The 16,861-nt window shown below is 48.2% G+C and carries 17 protein-coding genes and 1 tRNA gene; 10 read left to right on the forward strand and 8 right to left on the reverse strand.

Annotation, left to right across the window (positions count from 1 at the left end):
* Positions 1–14: 14 nt before the first annotated feature.
* Complete coding sequence (locus tag A7975_RS01330) at positions 15–1,055, reverse strand: YkvI family membrane protein (RefSeq protein ID WP_065383917.1); 1,041 nt, start codon at positions 1,053–1,055, stop codon at positions 15–17.
* Between the two features lie 116 nt (positions 1,056–1,171).
* Here A7975_RS01330 and A7975_RS01335 point away from each other — a divergent pair, with 116 nt between their 5' ends.
* Positions 1,172–2,461, forward strand: coding sequence for an ArsB/NhaD family transporter (locus tag A7975_RS01335; RefSeq protein WP_082197920.1), 1,290 nt, complete (start codon positions 1,172–1,174; stop codon positions 2,459–2,461).
* Positions 2,462–2,464: 3 nt separating this feature from the next.
* Here the strand turns inward: A7975_RS01335 and A7975_RS01340 are convergent, their stop codons facing one another.
* A complete protein-coding gene (locus tag A7975_RS01340) occupies positions 2,465–3,175 on the reverse strand; it encodes a hypothetical protein (protein ID WP_065383918.1) in 711 nt (236 codons plus the stop codon).
* A gap of 267 nt (positions 3,176–3,442) precedes the next feature.
* On the opposite strand from A7975_RS01340, the gene A7975_RS01345 reads away from it, so the two are divergent.
* The 4 genes from A7975_RS01345 to A7975_RS01360 all read left to right on the forward strand — a co-directional run bounded on the left by A7975_RS01345 (position 3,443) and on the right by A7975_RS01360 (position 5,196).
* On the forward strand, positions 3,443–4,012 hold the full coding sequence (locus tag A7975_RS01345) for a xanthine phosphoribosyltransferase (RefSeq protein WP_065383919.1): 570 nt from the start codon (positions 3,443–3,445) through the stop codon (positions 4,010–4,012).
* Positions 4,013–4,094: 82 nt separating this feature from the next.
* Positions 4,095–4,415, forward strand: coding sequence for a hypothetical protein (locus tag A7975_RS01350; protein ID WP_053375411.1), 321 nt, complete (start codon positions 4,095–4,097; stop codon positions 4,413–4,415).
* 129 nt (positions 4,416–4,544) lie between these two features.
* Entirely contained in the window at positions 4,545–4,769 is a 225-nt protein-coding gene (locus tag A7975_RS01355) for a hypothetical protein (RefSeq protein ID WP_053375412.1), read from the forward strand.
* A 223-nt stretch (positions 4,770–4,992) separates the two neighbouring features.
* Positions 4,993–5,196 (forward strand): hypothetical protein, encoded by a 204-nt coding sequence (locus tag A7975_RS01360; protein WP_065383920.1) that lies wholly within the window; start codon positions 4,993–4,995, stop codon positions 5,194–5,196.
* Between the two features lie 212 nt (positions 5,197–5,408).
* On the opposite strand, the gene A7975_RS01365 is transcribed toward A7975_RS01360, so the two are convergent.
* Positions 5,409–5,492 (reverse strand) — tRNA-Leu (locus tag A7975_RS01365).
* 82 nt (positions 5,493–5,574) lie between these two features.
* Here A7975_RS01365 and A7975_RS01370 point away from each other — a divergent pair.
* The 3 genes from A7975_RS01370 to A7975_RS01380 all read left to right on the forward strand — a co-directional run bounded on the left by A7975_RS01370 (position 5,575) and on the right by A7975_RS01380 (position 7,775).
* Complete coding sequence (locus tag A7975_RS01370; RefSeq protein WP_053375414.1) at positions 5,575–6,177, forward strand: xanthine phosphoribosyltransferase; 603 nt, start codon at positions 5,575–5,577, stop codon at positions 6,175–6,177.
* A gap of 102 nt (positions 6,178–6,279) precedes the next feature.
* Positions 6,280–6,702, forward strand: a complete 423-nt coding sequence (locus A7975_RS01375; protein WP_065383921.1) for an Rrf2 family transcriptional regulator — start codon at positions 6,280–6,282, stop codon at positions 6,700–6,702.
* A 167-nt stretch (positions 6,703–6,869) separates the two neighbouring features.
* A complete protein-coding gene (locus A7975_RS01380) occupies positions 6,870–7,775 on the forward strand; it encodes a divergent polysaccharide deacetylase family protein (RefSeq protein WP_082197921.1) in 906 nt (301 codons plus the stop codon).
* Here the strand turns inward: A7975_RS01380 and A7975_RS01385 are convergent.
* Entirely contained in the window at positions 7,740–8,441 is a 702-nt protein-coding gene (locus A7975_RS01385) for an N-acetylmuramoyl-L-alanine amidase family protein (protein WP_065383922.1), read from the reverse strand. The genes A7975_RS01380 and A7975_RS01385 overlap by 36 nt on opposite strands.
* A 139-nt stretch (positions 8,442–8,580) precedes the next feature.
* On the opposite strand from A7975_RS01385, the gene A7975_RS01390 reads away from it, so the two are divergent.
* Positions 8,581–8,775, forward strand: a complete 195-nt coding sequence (locus tag A7975_RS01390; RefSeq protein WP_053377744.1) for a YqzE family protein — start codon at positions 8,581–8,583, stop codon at positions 8,773–8,775.
* On the opposite strand, the gene A7975_RS01395 is transcribed toward A7975_RS01390, so the two are convergent.
* The 3 genes from A7975_RS01395 to A7975_RS01405 all read right to left on the reverse strand — a co-directional run bounded on the left by A7975_RS01395 (position 8,766) and on the right by A7975_RS01405 (position 12,563).
* Positions 8,766–9,662 (reverse strand): hypothetical protein, encoded by an 897-nt coding sequence (locus A7975_RS01395; RefSeq protein WP_065383923.1) that lies wholly within the window; start codon positions 9,660–9,662, stop codon positions 8,766–8,768. The two genes, A7975_RS01390 and A7975_RS01395, sit on opposite strands and share 10 nt — an antisense overlap.
* A 121-nt stretch (positions 9,663–9,783) precedes the next feature.
* Positions 9,784–10,743, reverse strand: coding sequence for a YqhG family protein (locus tag A7975_RS01400; protein WP_065383924.1), 960 nt, complete (start codon positions 10,741–10,743; stop codon positions 9,784–9,786).
* Entirely contained in the window at positions 10,740–12,563 is a 1,824-nt protein-coding gene (locus A7975_RS01405; protein ID WP_065383925.1) for a DEAD/DEAH box helicase, read from the reverse strand. Before A7975_RS01405 ends, A7975_RS01400 begins: the two co-directional genes overlap by 4 nt.
* Before the next feature lie 277 nt (positions 12,564–12,840).
* On the opposite strand from A7975_RS01405, the gene A7975_RS01410 reads away from it, so the two are divergent.
* Entirely contained in the window at positions 12,841–15,453 is a 2,613-nt protein-coding gene (locus tag A7975_RS01410; protein WP_065383926.1) for an adenosylcobalamin-dependent ribonucleoside-diphosphate reductase, read from the forward strand.
* Between the two features lie 185 nt (positions 15,454–15,638).
* On the opposite strand, the gene A7975_RS01415 is transcribed toward A7975_RS01410, so the two are convergent.
* Positions 15,639–16,811 carry a two-component system sensor histidine kinase NtrB gene (locus A7975_RS01415; RefSeq protein ID WP_065383927.1) on the reverse strand — a complete coding sequence of 391 codons (1,173 nt, stop codon included), beginning with the start codon at positions 16,809–16,811 and terminating at the stop codon, positions 15,639–15,641.
* Between the last annotated feature and the right edge of the window lie 50 nt (positions 16,812–16,861).

Genomic DNA, 16,861 nt, shown 5'->3' on the forward strand with positions numbered 1-16,861 from the left:
AATAACGGCTTCTCTTAGCTATGCGTTACACGTTTGCGGATAATCAAGATAAGCCAGCCAAAGCTGATCAGTCCAAAAATAGGATAAAGCGTCGATAGCAGCGGGCCAAAGCCGATTTGGCTGGCTACATAACAAATCGCGAGTATAAGCAGGACAATTAAGCTGCGTGCCCATTTCAACCGTTCATGGAGTTGGAGGGTGAGGCCGTAGATGTCAGCGATAAGCGTCGTAAAGATCTCTGCGAAAATAATAAAAACGTAAATGAACTGAACGCTTGGCCCCAGCTGCCTTGCGATCCCGCCCATCGGAATGGCAAATTGCTGAATGCCCGGCATGTGAACGGATAGGGCGATATGGCCAGCCAGCAGCATAAAGCCGATGCCGATCCCGCCAACCCATGACCCGGCAATGATTACTTTGCGATCGCGAATTTCTGCGCCAAGCGGTACGAGCACAGCCTGCGACATCGAGAGGTTAAAGGCGGTGTACAAAAACGGTGAAGCCCAAGCCGCCCAAATCGAATGGTCGCTTGAGAGCGTAATGAACTTGTCCGCACCCGGCGTTCGAAAGGTGTCGATAATAATGAGGATAGTGAACAAAAGCATCACGGGAACGACAATAGCATTAACCGTTAGGATGGCATTCATTCCTTTGCGCAGCAAAAAGTAGCAACCAGCCATCGTAATAAGCAGGCCTGATTGATAGGATATATTCCAATGCTCATAAAAAATCGTACCGGCTCCAGCGAGCATAACCGCTGTTACGCCTAGGAGCACGACGAGCATGAAATGGCTGATGAGTCGCCCGTATCTGTCGCCGAACAACGCTTTGTTCAAGTCCTCGTAAGATTTTGCTCTTATTTCGCTGGCAATGAGCATCATCTTGGTGCCCAGCCAGATGAACAGTACGGTAGTCAAAGCAATCGTGACCGTTCCCCAATAACCGAAGCGGGTAAAAAACTGCAATATTTCTTGCCCGGTGGCAAACCCAGCTCCTACTATTGTGCCCATATAGGTTGAAGCGATTTGCAGCACCTTTCCTGTACGTTTCCACATCGTCTACCGTCCTCCGTTCGATGACCCTCTATATAAGAAGGTATGTCCAATGGGGGACAGGCATGACTTTTTTCAAAATTTTAGGATAAAGAAACGCCATCATGAGGAGTTAGGACATGTCGATGCTCATTGCGATTGCTGTATTTGTTACGTCATTAGTATTAATACTGATAAAACCAAAGGGGATTAACGAGGCGTTTGTCGCTTTGGCAGGCGCGGTCTTGCTGTATGCCGCTCAGCTTATAAAGCCGGAGGATGCAGCTTACATTTGGAGCTTTGTTTGGAACGCAACATTCTCGCTTATCGGCATCATGTTATTTACGTCGCTGCTCGATCATAACGGTTTTTTTCGCTGGGCAGCGCTGCATCTCGTCCAACGCTTTCATCACCGGCAGCTTGTCCTTTTTATCGGTTTGTCGCTGCTTGCAGCCCTTGTTACCGTATTCTTCAATAATGATGGGACGATCTTGATCATGGTGCCGATTGTGCTGGAAGTAACGGCGCTGCTCGGGCTTTCGCGCAGCGGGAGGCTTATTTTCCTGTTAGGGGTAGGTTTCATGGCGGATACGGCGAGTGCGCCGCTCATGATGAGCAATTTGACGAATATTTTGACAGCCGACTTCTTTCACATCTCGTTTGGAGAGTATGCATCCCGCATGCTGCTGCCCGGCTTAATCGCAATTGTTGCCACCGTAGCTGTGACGGTCGCCTTTTTTAGGCAACCGATCAAGCGAGAGGAGACGAGGGAGCTAGCGCCTGAACGGTTCCCGAAGCCTTCCTCCGCTATTACGGATAATCGATTGTTTTATTTATCATGGCTTAACATTGTCATTATGATGATTGGATATTTAGGATCGGAGAAGATTGGAATTCCGGTGGCGGCTGTAGCGCTTGGATGCGCTGCGGTGCAGTGGATCGCTTCGGCCTTAGCGGGAAAAGCACCCTTCAAGCAAACGATAGGGCGGGCGCCTTGGCTGATTATCATCTTTGCTCTGTCGATGAACTTAATCGTTTACAGCTTGCATGTGCATGGGGCGACGGCATGGTTTCCAGCCGTTCTTGAACAGATTAACGAGAAAGACGAGTGGAGCGGCATATTTGGCTCGGGCCTATTGTTTGCACTGCTTGCAGCAGCGATCAATAACTTGCCGGCGGTACTCATTTCCTCCCTTGCGATTGAACAGGTGAACGGTCCGGACTATTTGCCTTATGCTAGCTTGCTAGGAACATCCGTTGGGGCGAAGCTTACGCCAATCGGCTCGCTTGCGACATTGCTTTGGATCCAGCTTGCCCGACAGGGAGGCATCTCCATCAGCTGGCGTGAATATACCAAATACGGACTTCTTCTTACGTTTCCGATCTTGCTGCTCGCCTTGCTAGGCCTATGGGTGCTTGATTGGTCTTAGACGTTAGTGAAGCGCAAGCAGCTTTATCGATACGATTTCGTTATGTACAGGGTCAAGATCAAGCTTTAGCAGCGCTCCTTTGGCCTTGTAGGTCAATAGATAGGTCGTTTGCTTATCGGGCTTTCCAAGCGAGCTAAGCGCTGTCTCAGGGTCATCTCCAATGTGAAGCCCGCCCAGGCCAGCTGAGATGCTTTTGTCGAAAACCTCGATGTATTGGACTTTCTTGTTCGTATTGATGCCAATGGCAAAGCCCTTGTATTCCAGCACTTTAATGGCTTCGGCCTCTTCTTCAAGCTGGTAGCTGTCAACGGGTTTGCCAAAAAGCTTATTGACTGCGGCATCGCTGCTGCCGATCGCTATGCCATTGAGCTTTGGTTCCTCGGCGTTCCAAGCTGCGTCCTCGCTTGCGGTTTTGACCGTTGCTTTCGTATCTTCTTTCTTGCGTACCGTTGATGTCTTAGCGCTCGTATTGCTAGTCGTATCGGCAAAGTTGGAGTGCGGCTCATCCGTTTGAAGGTCATTGTCAACCTGTTCGGAATACGTTTTCTGCGGGCTGTTTGGCTCATCATCCTCTTCGGCTTGAATCGGTGTTGCGTTGCCCGTATAATCGGGTGGAGCTGTCACTGCACTCTGGCAGCCAGCGAGCAGAAGGACAAGCGCTGAGGTAGCCGCAAGCATCGCTGTTTTGGTCGTTTCTTTTTTCTTACGAAGCATGTTCTGCACTCCTTTCGTTATATAACAATAATCGGCAACTATATGGATAAATGTTTGAAAAAAGTCTAGTTCAACAAGCGGATAATCGCTACCAGTTTAGACGTGAAATGGTGGGAAAAGTTGCACTTTTTTACCGTAGATTAGAAATTATTCCTTAGATATACTTGGATGATAGGTTGGTTTCAAGCTAACCCCTTCAAGAGGGTTGCACTTTTTGCCTGACCTATGGTACGTTAACGAAAAGGATTTTGGTGGAGGTAATGAAAGATGGAAAGCTTAAAACAACGCATTTTAGCAGAATCGTCCGTATTGTCGAGTAACGTGCTGCGGATGGATGCTTTGATCAACCACCAGGTCGACCCTGCATTGACGATGGAAATGGGACAAGAATTCGCAAGGCGCTTCGCAGAAGAGCATATTACGAAAGTCATTACGGTCGAATCCTCAGGCATTCCCGCTGCTTATGCAACGGCGTATACGCTTGGAGTGCCGCTCGTATTCGCTCGGCGCAAGAAGACGTTGATCGCAGACCCAGACGCATATTTGGAAAGAGTACCTTCCTTTACAAAGGGAATGGTTACCGATATTATGGTGTCAAAACAGTTTCTAACCGCAGAAGACCGGGTACTGTTTATTGATGACATTATTGCAAATGGCGATGCTGCACGCGGACTCATTAAAATTATCCAGCGTTCGGGCGCAACCTTAATCGGTCTTGGCGTAGTCGTCGAGAAGTCATTCCAAGCCGGCGGGAGAGCTTTAAGGGAACAAGGCATTCGAGTGGAGCCGCTCGTCCGTATTTCATCGCTAGATAACGGTGAAATTACATTTGAGTAAGATGTTCCAGTACAAATGCCCTTTTCCGAGTCGGCATTATCGCTTATAATGATACAGAAGTGATCGAGGGGAGGCACAAGTTATGGGGGAAATGTCTGCAGAGTTTATGTATGCGAAGCTTAGCGACGCGAAAGTCCACTTTGAGCGTGCACTAGATTGCAAACATACGGAATTTGATGATTTGTATCCTTATATGATTGAGCATCCGCAGTTTTTCTGGTACAAACGCTATGTGGCGTGGTCGGAGCTGCTAACGATTGTGAAGCTGTGTGACGAATTATCCATTGAATGGCGGGATCAATTCACTGACCGCCAGAGCGAATATATCGGCAAGCGTGTAATGTCTTCACGCGTGCTGGATGAGTGGTACGAAACCAATGATGCAAAAGAGCATGCAGGTTAATTGAAAGAACAGTAGATGGAGTGAATCATTTTTTTATAAGTTGAATGGAGCCTCAATGTGATGCGCGAGCATGCATTGAGGTTTTTCAATACAGACTTGGCACCATTTTAGGATCGGGAGGGAAAAGCAGTGGTAAGCGAAGAACAATTGGACCAATTCCGCGTTAGCGGCGTGACAGTGAGAGTCGTACGGGACGCGATGGAAGCAAATGATGTGCACGGCATTGTAGTGGCATGGGACGAGTCCTCCGTTGTGATTCGACGTCCTAGTCGCCGAGTGGTGAAGCTGAGCCGGATTTATAGCTACGCTCCGGCATCGGAGGAACGGGCAACGCCTTTTGAGGATGCTACATAAAAAGAGATTGATGTTTTGGGGCCATTCGATTTTAGGATGGTCTTTTTTTTGTTCAGTTATAATGACTATTATTTTTCTTCAACTTCCATCGTTCGACATATATAATCTAAGTATGATCCTTGTAAACGCGGATAACTAAAGGTGGAAGCAACCTATATGGTTGTGGTTATAGAAGCCAGGTATGCGCTCTACATAAGTAACGAATGAGGGGGAGCTTATTCTAATGCGATATGAAATTAAACAGAATATGATTGAACGAAATTGGGATATCGTAGCTGGCCGGAAAGAGATTTTAAAAGGAATGGCTGATCAGAAATTTGCCGAGAAGGTAGCTGAAGAATTAAATAAAGCTTACGAGCAAGGCAGTGCTGACAGAGAGAATATAGATAAGAAGATAGATGATGCGATAAAAAATATTTTTTTCTAAGCGTTGATGTATGAAGGGATGGGATGATAGGACGGGTGCGGCTAATTAAGCGGCGCCCTCAATAATTAAGTGAATATGCAAGCAACAAAAAACACTCGCTATTATGATTTGCATTTCATAATAAGGAGTGTTTTGAATTTACAATATAAAGTCAATCATTGACCATTGGATTATACATCGTCTAAAATAGTTTATAATGCTTTTTTTTAGGATGCGGTCGAGAGGACTCGAACCTCCACGGCTGTTACACCACTAGAACCTGAATCTAGCGCGTCTGCCAATTCCGCCACGACCGCATATTTTGTTTCAACAGAAAATATCGTAGCATGAATAAGGTGGAATTGTCAACAATATTTTATAAAAATGGGGGAAAATGCAGTGAAGCAATTAGAGCAAAAAATTTTGGAGGAAGGAATCGTCCTAAGCGGAAATGTATTGAAGGTGGACTCCTTTCTCAATCATCAGGTTGATCCGCAGCTTATGCTCGGCATTGGTCAAACCTTTGCTTCATTATTTGAAGCACAGGGCGTTACTAAGGTGCTAACGCTGGAATCCTCAGGCATTGCGCCGGCAGTGATGGCTGCGCTGACGATGAATGTGCCGCTGCTGTTCGCACGCAAACGCAAGTCGCTGACGCTTAAAGACGATCTTTATACCGAGAAGATATACTCATTCACGAAGCAAGAGGAGAGCGAGGTAACGGTGTCGCGCAAATTTATGGCTGCGGAGGACCGCGTGCTCATTATTGATGATTTTCTTGCTAACGGTGATGCGGCGCTTGGACTAGCACGGATCGTAGAGCAAGCAGGCGGAACGGTTGCGGGAATTGGCATCGTTATAGAGAAAGCATTCCAGCCCGGACGCGAGAAGTTGATTGAGATGGGCTATCGCGTGCATTCCTTGGCACGCGTCGCTTCCTTGGAGGACGGGAAAGTTACATTCGCTGCTGAGCCCGCTGCGCAAACCGCGTCAAAAGATTGACAATTTTAACACCGTGTAACTATAATGCTTACAAGGCAACTGGCTTAAGCCGCAATTTTTGCAGGCTGCAATATTAATTATTTTTGACGGGTGGTGAGTGCGTTGACTAGCAATCGATTTGCGGTAGCGGTCCATATTTTGACGTTATTGGAGACGAACAAAGCAGCAAGGCTGACTTCAGATTATATTGCTGGCAGCGTAAATACGAACCCTGTCGTCATCCGCAGAATTATGGGATTACTAAATAAAGCTGGTCTCGTCACAACGAGCGCTGGCGTAGCCGGAGCTGTCCTGAATAGAGCGGCGGCCGAAATAACGCTCCTCGACATATACAATGCCGTCCATAACAATGGGCAGGATGAATTGTTTGCTATCCACGAGAAGCCGAATCCGGCATGCCCGGTTGGCCGCAATATCCAGTCATCGCTGGAGATTGCATTTAACGAGGCGCAGAAAGCGATGGAGGATAAGCTGGCAGACATTACGCTTGCTGCCATTACGGAGGATGTCGCAGGCAAAATATAATTTTGCAAGAGAGGCCTGATTTGGGCCTCTTTTTTTTGCCTCTCGACATCTTTCATTCGATGATATTGTCATGATGGACGATTGTTTCCTAATAAGTTTCTTGTTTTCCGTATATTTTCCAGTCCCTTCACAAACAATGATAATAAAAGAGTGAAGGGTGTGCAGCAATGGGCAGACAGCAAGAGTGGGCTAACGGCCGCAACGAGAAAAATGGATTTGGAAAGAAGGAACGCTTCCTCATTAAGACAGCTGTTGCTGCTATATGTATAAGCAGCTTAACCCTAGCAGGAAGCGCTGCCGGGTATGAACGAATATTCGACCAGCCTTCACCTGGGAGCATAGCTGCTGCTGCCGAGAAGCAAGAGCCTCGGACCGTTGCCATCGTGATCGACGACTTCGGCAATGGGATGAACGGAACGGCGGAAATGATGAAGCTTCCGGTTAAAATTACCGCCGCTATTATGCCCTTCATGCCGACGACAAAGCAGGATGCAGAGGAAGCGCATAGGCTCGGGCATGATGTGATCGTTCATATGCCGATGGAACCGAATAAAGGGCTCAAAAAATGGCTGGGTCCCGGCGCATTGACGACGGATTTGAGCGATGCGGAGGTTCGCAAGCGCGTAGAAGAAGCCATTGACAATGTGCCGCATGCGATCGGGATGAATAATCATATGGGCTCGAAGGTGACGGCAGACGAGAGAATGATGCGAATCGTGCTTGGCGTATGCAAGGAACGGGGCTTGTTTTTTCTAGACAGCCGGACAACCTTTAAGACGGTCGTGCCAAAAATTGCGGCAGAGCTTGGCGTACCGCTCGTTTCCAATGATGTGTTTCTTGATGATGTCTATACGGTCCAGCATATTTCAAAGCAAATTGGCGTGCTTCGCAAACATTTGGAACTGCATGCCAGCTGCATCACGATCGGACATGTTGGACCTGCGGGCCTGAAGACGGCAGCCGTCCTTCAGCAGTCCATTCCTGCGATGCAGCAAAGCGTACAATTTGTGAAGCTGACTAAGCTCATTCCGGGAGTTTCAATGAACGATCCACTTATACTGCCTAATCCCTGAAGCGATGGCGGACGCAACCTCCTGCTGACGCTTCGGATCGGTCAGCATCGTGCGATCTCTTTCGCTGCTAATAAATCCCATTTCTACGATAACGGCTGGCTGTTGAACGCGTTTAAGCAAATAAAACGGCTTTCCTTCCCTTGGAAGGAAGGCTGTATTTTGCTGTCTGTTGAGCGCATCCTGAATGCAAAACGCGAGTAAAGAGCTTTCTCCGCTGCTCTGATGCAGAACAAGCGGCCCTTGCGTGGAGCTTTTTTTCGACCAATTGACATGCAGGCTTACGAGAAGCTCGCTTTCAATTTCCTGGGTAAGCTGCTCGCGCTGCGATAAGTCCCTGCGATGTCTGGAGCGTGTAATATGCCAGCGGTTATCGTCACTTAATGCGTAGTCGCCTGTACGATTAAGCACTGCAGGAATGTTTTGGTTGCGTAAAATAAAATATAGCTTGCGCGCGACAGCTAAATTAATATCCTTCTCCAAAATATCGGCAGATGAAGCCCCGCCGTCAATGCCGCCATGACCAACGTCAATAATCACGACCGTAGACGGCAAGGCCCAATCTTGATCGGTTCCTACTGGCAGCAGGGGCCAAGCTTGAGCGCTGGATGAGCTGTTAAGAGCTGCAAGCCATAGCACGATTAAGCCGAGGGCTATTTTACGAAGCATAATAAGGTTTCCTCCACATCACTTTGACTTAGTGTTAGCGTGGCTGTTTGAAGGAAAACTCATGCATGTTTACATTCGAAACCTGCAGGGCAAACTTATAACATCATCTTATACGGACTTGGAGAGGGGAGCGGGACATATGGCAAAAGGCGATGAGTACGTGAAATTCGTTACGGAGCGGTTCGTAAACTATATGGAGACGCCGAGGGAGGAACGTAAGCAAATAAGAACGTCAGCCAAAGCGAGAAGAGAGCCTTGGCTGACGAGATGGTTTGGTTATGGTCCAATGAGTATTATGCTTTGGTGGCGCGGCAGGGCTGAACGTCATCGGTAAAAATGACCAAGCTCGATTAGTAAGGTTAATGGGATATAACGGCGGTCTGAGCCGTTCTCGTCCGCCTCGAGCGCAACGTATATAGGTCCGGTGCTCCATTTGTTATATCCGACAACCGACCACACATACAGCATTTGACCATCGAACAGCTCAGCGGTGTAGCGGAGTTGTTCTTTGTTGTTCAGATGGGCAAATAAATCGGAATAAGAGCTCGAACTTAAGGGCATGGGCTGCTTGGTCAACCATGGCAGCTTAGCAAATGCATTAAATGATGGCAATGTTACCTGTTTCAAAATCGTCGCTTTATCTGCTGCCAGCATCTGTCCCGTATTTTTAAGTTTCATTGCCGAAGCGGCAGCCCAGTCACTTGATTGAACGGGCAGCACCTCGCCGCTTGCTGCATCCGTATAATACGTATCCTTATCCGCGGTTACCTTCCAAGCTGCCAGCAGCGGGTGCACATATAGCGCTTCGGTTTTGGAGGCAGGCTTAAGCAGCTCCAGCTGCTTCATGGATCTAGAGAGTATTTGCTCATCAAATAACGGGTGCGTGCTTGTCCCATATTCGCCTAGTTGATATCCGCCTTTCTCAAGGGCATTCACGACGAGGTATCCTACTGTATCCTGATTTTGCTTCACAAGGACAAGCCAGCTATGAGTACCCGGGCCAATTGGCGATACGACAAGGGATGACTTCTTCCAAGCTGCAAAAGAGGGCGAAGCGGCAAGCTCGTCCACCCAACGCTGCGCTTGCTGCTGAACAGGCTCGTAAGCCGTCGCGCGGTTTGCAATGGCTGCCGCAGATTGCGGCTGTAAGCCTCCGGCATATAGAACAATAGCGGTTAACACGCAAGCCGCTGTAAGCTTAATAAATTTTCTCCGCATCATTAATCACCTCTATGCTATTGTAAGGGACATGCTTTAAGAAGGCTGTTGCAACCTGTCGCGATAAGGCGGACCTGCGACCGCCTTTTTTTGACGTATCAATGGGGAAATCGTCTAATTACCGTTAATCGATGCCTTCGAGATGAAAGATGCCGCAGTTAATGGCGGACGCAGTCACACGAGGCTCGTATTGCCATCGGATTTCGGCTTGCCGCTGCTCGAATTGCTCCTTGATAGCCGGCTTGTTTTCTTCAAGCCCGTTCTTAATAAGCGGCTCGTAGTATCCGCTTATCCGCTCAAGCTCCTCCTCCAGCCTCGCAGTAGCGCTTTCCGCCCAGCTATAATCATAGCTGCGAAGCTTACGCTCCAGTGCTTGCTCGACGATGCCAAGTGCCTTGTTAAAGGAGATGCCATTTTTCGTAATATGAATATTGGCAGGCAGGCGCGGCGTAAGCTTGTGGTTGAGCAAGCGATCATAAAAAAGCTCCACGCAATGGCCTGTCGCAAGTGAAACGCCATAGCAATGAATTTCCTCGCGCTTGCGGTCGCAAGCGAATTCGACCCGCATATTGACGCCTAGCCATGCAGTATATGGTGTCGAGGAAAAGGGATTGCTGCTGCGCTTCTCCGGCTCTTGGAACAAATAAACAAAGCTGCCCTTCGCTTTGGCTGCGTCAAACAGCATATCCAGCTTGCGCGCGCCAAAATACAAATCCTCGCGCGGTACGCGGGCAGGCGCGGCAAGGCTGCCGTGCACGAAGCCGAGCGAGCGGCCGAGTGCGGCGTTTGCCGCTGCATCCTGGGCCGTTTCGCCTGCATCTTGCTGAACGGAAGCGGCATCGATCTTCTTCAGCTCTTCAGCGGCGTCATATTTGTTCTTATCCGTTACAAATAGGAAAGTCATCGTCTCCGGCTCGGCGCCGACCCGGTCGACGAAGCTCCAATAATAGGGGCGATTCGTAAGCTCGCGATCAGCGTGAGGAGAGAGCTTAACCGTAAAATGATTGGGCGACTTCTCGAGTATCGAGCACTCCGTTGCTTCTAAATAACGATTGACGAATTTGTGCACCTGCTTCTCGTTCATGGCTGAACCTCCACCGTTTGTCCAAGCGTATCCAAATTGACGAGCAGATTGGGACTAGCCGGCAGCGGATTTTCACCTGTGATGACCTCATCGCGAATTCGGCTAAGCGAGGAGCCCAAATGATTGATCTTCTGCTTTAAATCCGTTTCATTGCCGGCTTCCAGAAGCATGCGCGCAAGGCGCTGCTCAAGGGAGCCGTCGCCCTTCTCGAAGCGCTCCAATATGTGATCCAGCTCCCCGATCACAAGTTCGAACAGATTGATTTTTTCGTGCAAAAGATTGACGATATGCTCTTCGATTGTGCCGATCGTGCAAAGATTGTAAATTTTGACGTCTTCCTTCTGCCCAAGACGATGTACGCGGCCTATCCGCTGTTCCACCCGCATCGGGTTCCAAGGCAGGTCAAAGTTGATCATATGGTGGCAAAATTGCAGATTTATGCCTTCGCCGCCAGCTTCCGTAGCGATCAGAATTTGGGCGCGTCCGCGGAATAAATCCATCATCCAATCCTTTTTGCCGCGGTTCATGCCGCCTCGATAAGGGACGGCGACCATGTTTTGCGCACGGAAAAATTGCAGCAAATATTCCTGGGTTGCCCGGTACTCGGTGAAAATGATGACCTTGTCATTCATTTCTTTGACGAGCTCCATCGCTTTTTCCGCTTTCGTATTCGCTTTGATATTGCGTATTTTTTCAACAAGCTCCCAAATTTTCGGACGCATCGGAGAGTCCTCCGACGTTTTCTTGAAGAGGTTGACCAGCGTCAAAAATACGGCATCGCGGCTGCTGCACACTTCACGCTGAAGCGTAACGAGGGAGAGCATGCTCGATAAGTCGCCGCCGCTTTCCTCATAGCGCTCCTTAACAAATCCGGTAACCGCATCGTAGAGCGCCTTCTCTTCCTCCGACAAGGTAAGCGGTATATTTTTGACAAAACGTTTCGTGAAATGGATGCCGCCGTCTCCGCGCCGATTGCGAATCATGACGCCGGACAATGCTTCCTGCAGCTGGTCTTCATTTTTAGGAAGCCGCTTGTCGACAACAAAGTTTGCGGCAAAATCGCTTTGCCCACCGAGCTGGCCAGGCTTAAGCAGCGTAATGAGATTAAACAGCTCGTCCATATCGTTTTGGATCGGAGTAGCCGTTAGCAGCAAGCAGTATTTTTTGCGCAGAAGATTGGCGAACTGGTAGTTTGTCGTTTTCTTGTTCTTGAGCTTATGCGCCTCGTCGATAATGATTAAATCGTAGTCGGTGCCAAGGACAAGCTCGCGATGAGGATCGCGCTTAGCAGTGTCGATAGAGGCGACTACAACATCGTAACCCCATGTATGCGCCTTCTTCTGGGCAACGGCCGATATGCCGAACTTCTGATTCAGCTCACGCACCCATTGAAGCACAAGAGAGGCAGGAACGAGTATTAACACACGTTTCGCAAGTCCTCGCACAATATATTCTTTGAGAACGAGCCCGGCTTCTATCGTTTTGCCCAGACCGACCTCGTCGGCAAGTATGGCGCGGCCGCCCATTTCATGCACAACCTTGCGCGCCGTGCTGATTTGATGCGGCATCGGCTCAAAGGAGGGCAGTGATCTTAAACATAGCAATTGCTCGAAGCTCTCGATCCGCTTCGCTTGTTCAGCCTCAATTGCGAGCTGGTATAACGTCCAATCATCCCACGGCCCGTTTTTTGTAAGACGATTTTGCAGCTCCTCAAACCATGTGCGGTCACACTGCAGATCGACTAAAGGATGAAGCTTGCGCGTTACGATTGCTGTGCCGGCTTCGGCTGAGGCAGCCTGCGGCGTTGTTTGGAATGTCATCTTGAGCAGCTCCTTCCGCAGTAAAAGGGATAAGTTGTAATCAGTATTGCCTTTTCATCCAATAATAATAAGAAGGCGATTAAAAAAGAGAATGGACAAGCAAAAGAGTGAGAGAGGCCATGAAAGCGGCGAAGGCTGCTATATTTCGCCAAAAATCAGTCTGAAAATCAATATGTAGTATTGTATAATGATTAAATGACACAATATATTGTGCTATTCGCATATAATTACGTACATATGCCTACAGCGCGGGAATCCGAAGGAGGAAGCGGCAGTGATGGAGACGTCTAACGGGAATCGGCTTGAGGGACTAAGCGAAAAAATATTTTTGGATCGGTACGCCTGGAAAAATGCAGATACGAGCAAAACGTTAGTCGGCGATATCGTACTCGTTCTGACGAAGGACGATCCGAAATTTCCGGCGAAGGAAGTGGGGGAAGTAGTCGCGCGTGAAGGAAATAACGTTACGGTTAAGCTTAGAAACGGGGAGGTTGTCGAGTCCAGCGTAGAGAAGCTGACGCTTACGATTGAGAAGACGCCAGCGGAGATGTGGGATCGCCTCGCGGGTGCGATGGCTTCCGTCGAGACTAGCAATGAGAAACAGAAGGAATGGCATCAGAAATTCAAATATATTTTAGATGATTGGAAGCTAGTGCCCGGTGGGAGAATCGCGGCGGGAGCAGGCGCAAGCGAAGAGTTGACGTTGTTTAATTGCTACGTTATTCCTTCGCCTAAGGATAGTCGGGGCGGCATTATGAAGACGCTCAGCGATATGACGGAGATTATGGCGCGCGGCGGCGGCGTGGGGATGAATCTGTCTTCGCTGCGGCCTCGCCGGGCTATCGTCGCTGGGGTAAATGGATCGTCGAGCGGCGCCGTATCATGGGGAGGGCTGTTCAGCTACACGACGGGGTTAATCGAGCAGGGCGGCAGCCGCCGCGGCGCCTTAATGCTTATGTTAAATGATTGGCATCCAGACGTGCTGGAGTTCATCACCGTCAAGCAAACGATGGGTCAGGTGACAAATGCGAATTTATCCGTTTGCGTAAGCAATAAGTTCATGAAGGCTGTAAAGGAAGATTTGGAGTGGGAGCTTGTGTTCCCGGATACGAAGGAATCGGATTACAATGAGCTGTGGACGGGGGATCTAGAAGAGTGGCGGCGGCTTGGCAAACGGATCATCCCGTACAAGACTGTACGCGCTCGGGAGATTTGGCATGCCATCATCGAATCGGCGTGGAAATCGGCAGAGCCTGGCGTCGTCTTTATGGAGTATTACAATCAAATGTCTAATAGCTGGTATTTTAATCCTATTATTAGTACAAATCCTTGCGGTGAACAAGGCTTGCCAGGCTGGGGCGTTTGCAATTTATCTGCGGTGAATCTATCGAAGTTCTATGATGAGAAGGCGAATGACGTCGATTGGGAAGAGCTGGCGCGAGTGACGCGATGGTCGGTACGGTTTCTCGATAATGTAATCGACAAGACGCCGTATCATTTTGAAGAAAACGAGCGGAATCAGAAGCTTGAGCGCCGAATTGGGCTCGGAACGATGGGGCTGGCGGAGCTTATGATTAAGCTGGGCGTCCGATATGGCAGTAAGGAATCGTTGGCATTTTTAGATAAACTGTATGGTTTTATGGCTCGCGAAGCTTACTTGGCGTCGACTGAAATTGCAGAGGAGAAGGGCTCATTCGAAGCCTTTGATGCTGACAAATATGTGCAGAGCGGGTTTATGAAGCATATGATTGGCGCTTTTCCGGAGATTGGGGAAGCTATTGCCGATAAAGGCATGCGTAATGTTACCGTCATCACCCAGGCGCCTACAGGAAGCACGGGAACGATGGTCGGGACCTCTACGGGGATCGAGCCTTATTTTGCATTCGAATACTTCCGCCAGAGCCGGCTTGGGTTTGATCAACAAGACGTGCCCATTGCTGCGGACTGGAAGGCTAAGCATCCGGGCGAGGAGCTTCCCGATTATTTTGTAACGTCGATGAGCTTGTCGGCGGAGGATCACATTCGCGTTCAGGCTGCGATCCAGCGATGGGTTGACAGCTCGATCTCGAAAACGGCCAACTGTCCGGCGGATTTTACGGTAGAGGAGACAGGCAAGCTTTATGAGCTTGCATTCGAGCTTGGCTGCAAGGGCGTAACGATTTACCGGGATGGCAGCCGCGATGTACAAGTGCTCTCAACGAAGAAGGAAGATTTTGTAGAAGCTAAGGCAGCTGAAGCGCTGCCTGATTCTGCTGCTTCGGCGGAAGCGGGCAGTGACGAATATTTTGATGCGGATTTAGTCGAGGCTGTTGTTCCCGCAGTTCCAACGGAGCTGGTGGTCGATAAGCAATACAAACGGAGGCCGCAGGTGCTGCGAGGTGCGACCTACAAGGTGAATACGCCATTTGGCATGGCTTATATTACGATTAATGACTTGAACGGCACGCCAGCCGAAATCTTTTTGAATGTTGGCAAAGCAGGCTCGGATGTTTTTGCAATGGCTGAGGCTTTGGGCCGCGTCTGTTCGCTGTTTCTGCGATATGGCGACCATGGGAACAAGGTGAAGCTGCTTATCAAACACTTAAAAGGGATCGGCGGATCAGGAGCGATCGGTTTTGGCGTCAACCGGGTGGAGTCCATTGCCGATGCGGTAGCCAAATCGCTGGAGCTGCATCAAGCAAGCGGCGAGGAACAGGCAGTGACGGTTGAAGGAGCAGCGGGTTCAAACAATCTAGCTTTTGAAGAGACAGCCAAAGGCAGCTTGCCTGAGACGCATCCGCCTATGGATATGACTTCGCTGGACCTTTGCCCTTCCTGCGGCTCTGCTTCATTAATTAATATCGAGGGTTGTAAGCAGTGCAGCAATTGCGGGTATAGCAAATGTAATTGATGGTGAATTAAAGTTACGGCTTAAAAACAAATGTTGATGGGGAACACGAAGAAAAAGTTTCTTAATAGCTGCATGCTGCTGGACAAAAGCCTGACCTCTCATGAGGTCGGGCTTTATTGGTTAATTAGTCACGCTTGGGACACTAATTTGATTAAACTAATTGTATGACCAAAGTATATATATGGTCACCGGTGCACCCATGGTAAAATAATGGTCACAGTAGTCCCTAACCCTAATTCTGACTCGATCTGAATCCGTCCGCCATACATTTCGATCAGTTGTTTGCAAATCGACAATCCTATGCCTGTCCCTCTTTCCTTTGTTGTAAAGAAAGGGTCAAATATACGGTTTGAAATGTCCTTCGGGATTCCCTCGCCATTGTCTTTAAACGTTAGCATTATTTCATTTTTCTGCGTGACGGTGGTGGCTATTACATCTATGCTGCCTCTAACTGTGGTGAATGAATCAATGCTATTTTTTAAAATGTTGAGGAACACTTGTTCAAGTTGAGAAGCGTTTCCAAACGTGTGCAATTCTTCTTTGGAATAATCAACGGAGAGAACGATATCATCGCTAAGTATGAGTTGATTCACAATGTTATTAACTCTATGTAAAACCTCTTTCACATCAAAAATATTGCCGTCATTTTTTGAGCTATCGCCTCTTCGGGCCAGAACAAGAAAGTCCGTTACAAGTCCGTTTAAGGAGTCAATTTCTTTAATGGTTATGTCTAAGTATTCTTTTAATTCATCAACCTTGATTTCAGGCTCACGAAGTCTATGACTCACAAGCTGAGCAAATCCTTTGATCGATGCAAGTGGATTGCGTATTTCATGTGCCATACCTGCTGCCATTTGTCCCATGACTGCTATTTTTTGTTCATGCAAATGGTCAATCTGTTTATTTTTATTTGACAAATAACCGCGAGCAAACCCTGTAAAACGGGTCCAGTTGCATTCCATTAATCGATTATACAAAAACAATAGATGAATGGAATCATCCACGATCCCTTTAATAATTTTGAACATAATATTCTGAGCCGTTAAGTTTATGTCCTTGCTCATTTCCAGGATGATATCAACATGATCACCGAATATTTCTGCAGTAAAAACCCCTTGCTCAAAACCTTCTTGTTCTAATGTATTCAGATATACGATGTAATCCGAAGAACTCCAGAACAATGCTTCTATCATATGCATCAATGTCGTCCTAAATACTGAATCTAACAATTCCTTATGAGTCTCTATGAACCAGGCGGACTCTGAATTTTTTAAAGTTACGGAATGAAAATGCGTTTCTAGAATCAATGGAATAGATGGGATTAATAATGAACGCAATCTATTTTCGCTATACGCCATTGTCGTCCTCCCTCTTTGTTAATGGTCTATATTTCTATAAAGAAATGTAA

Source organism: Bacillus sp. FJAT-26390 (assembly GCF_001682865.1).
In the GTDB taxonomy this organism is placed as follows: domain Bacteria; phylum Bacillota; class Bacilli; order Paenibacillales; family Paenibacillaceae; genus Pristimantibacillus.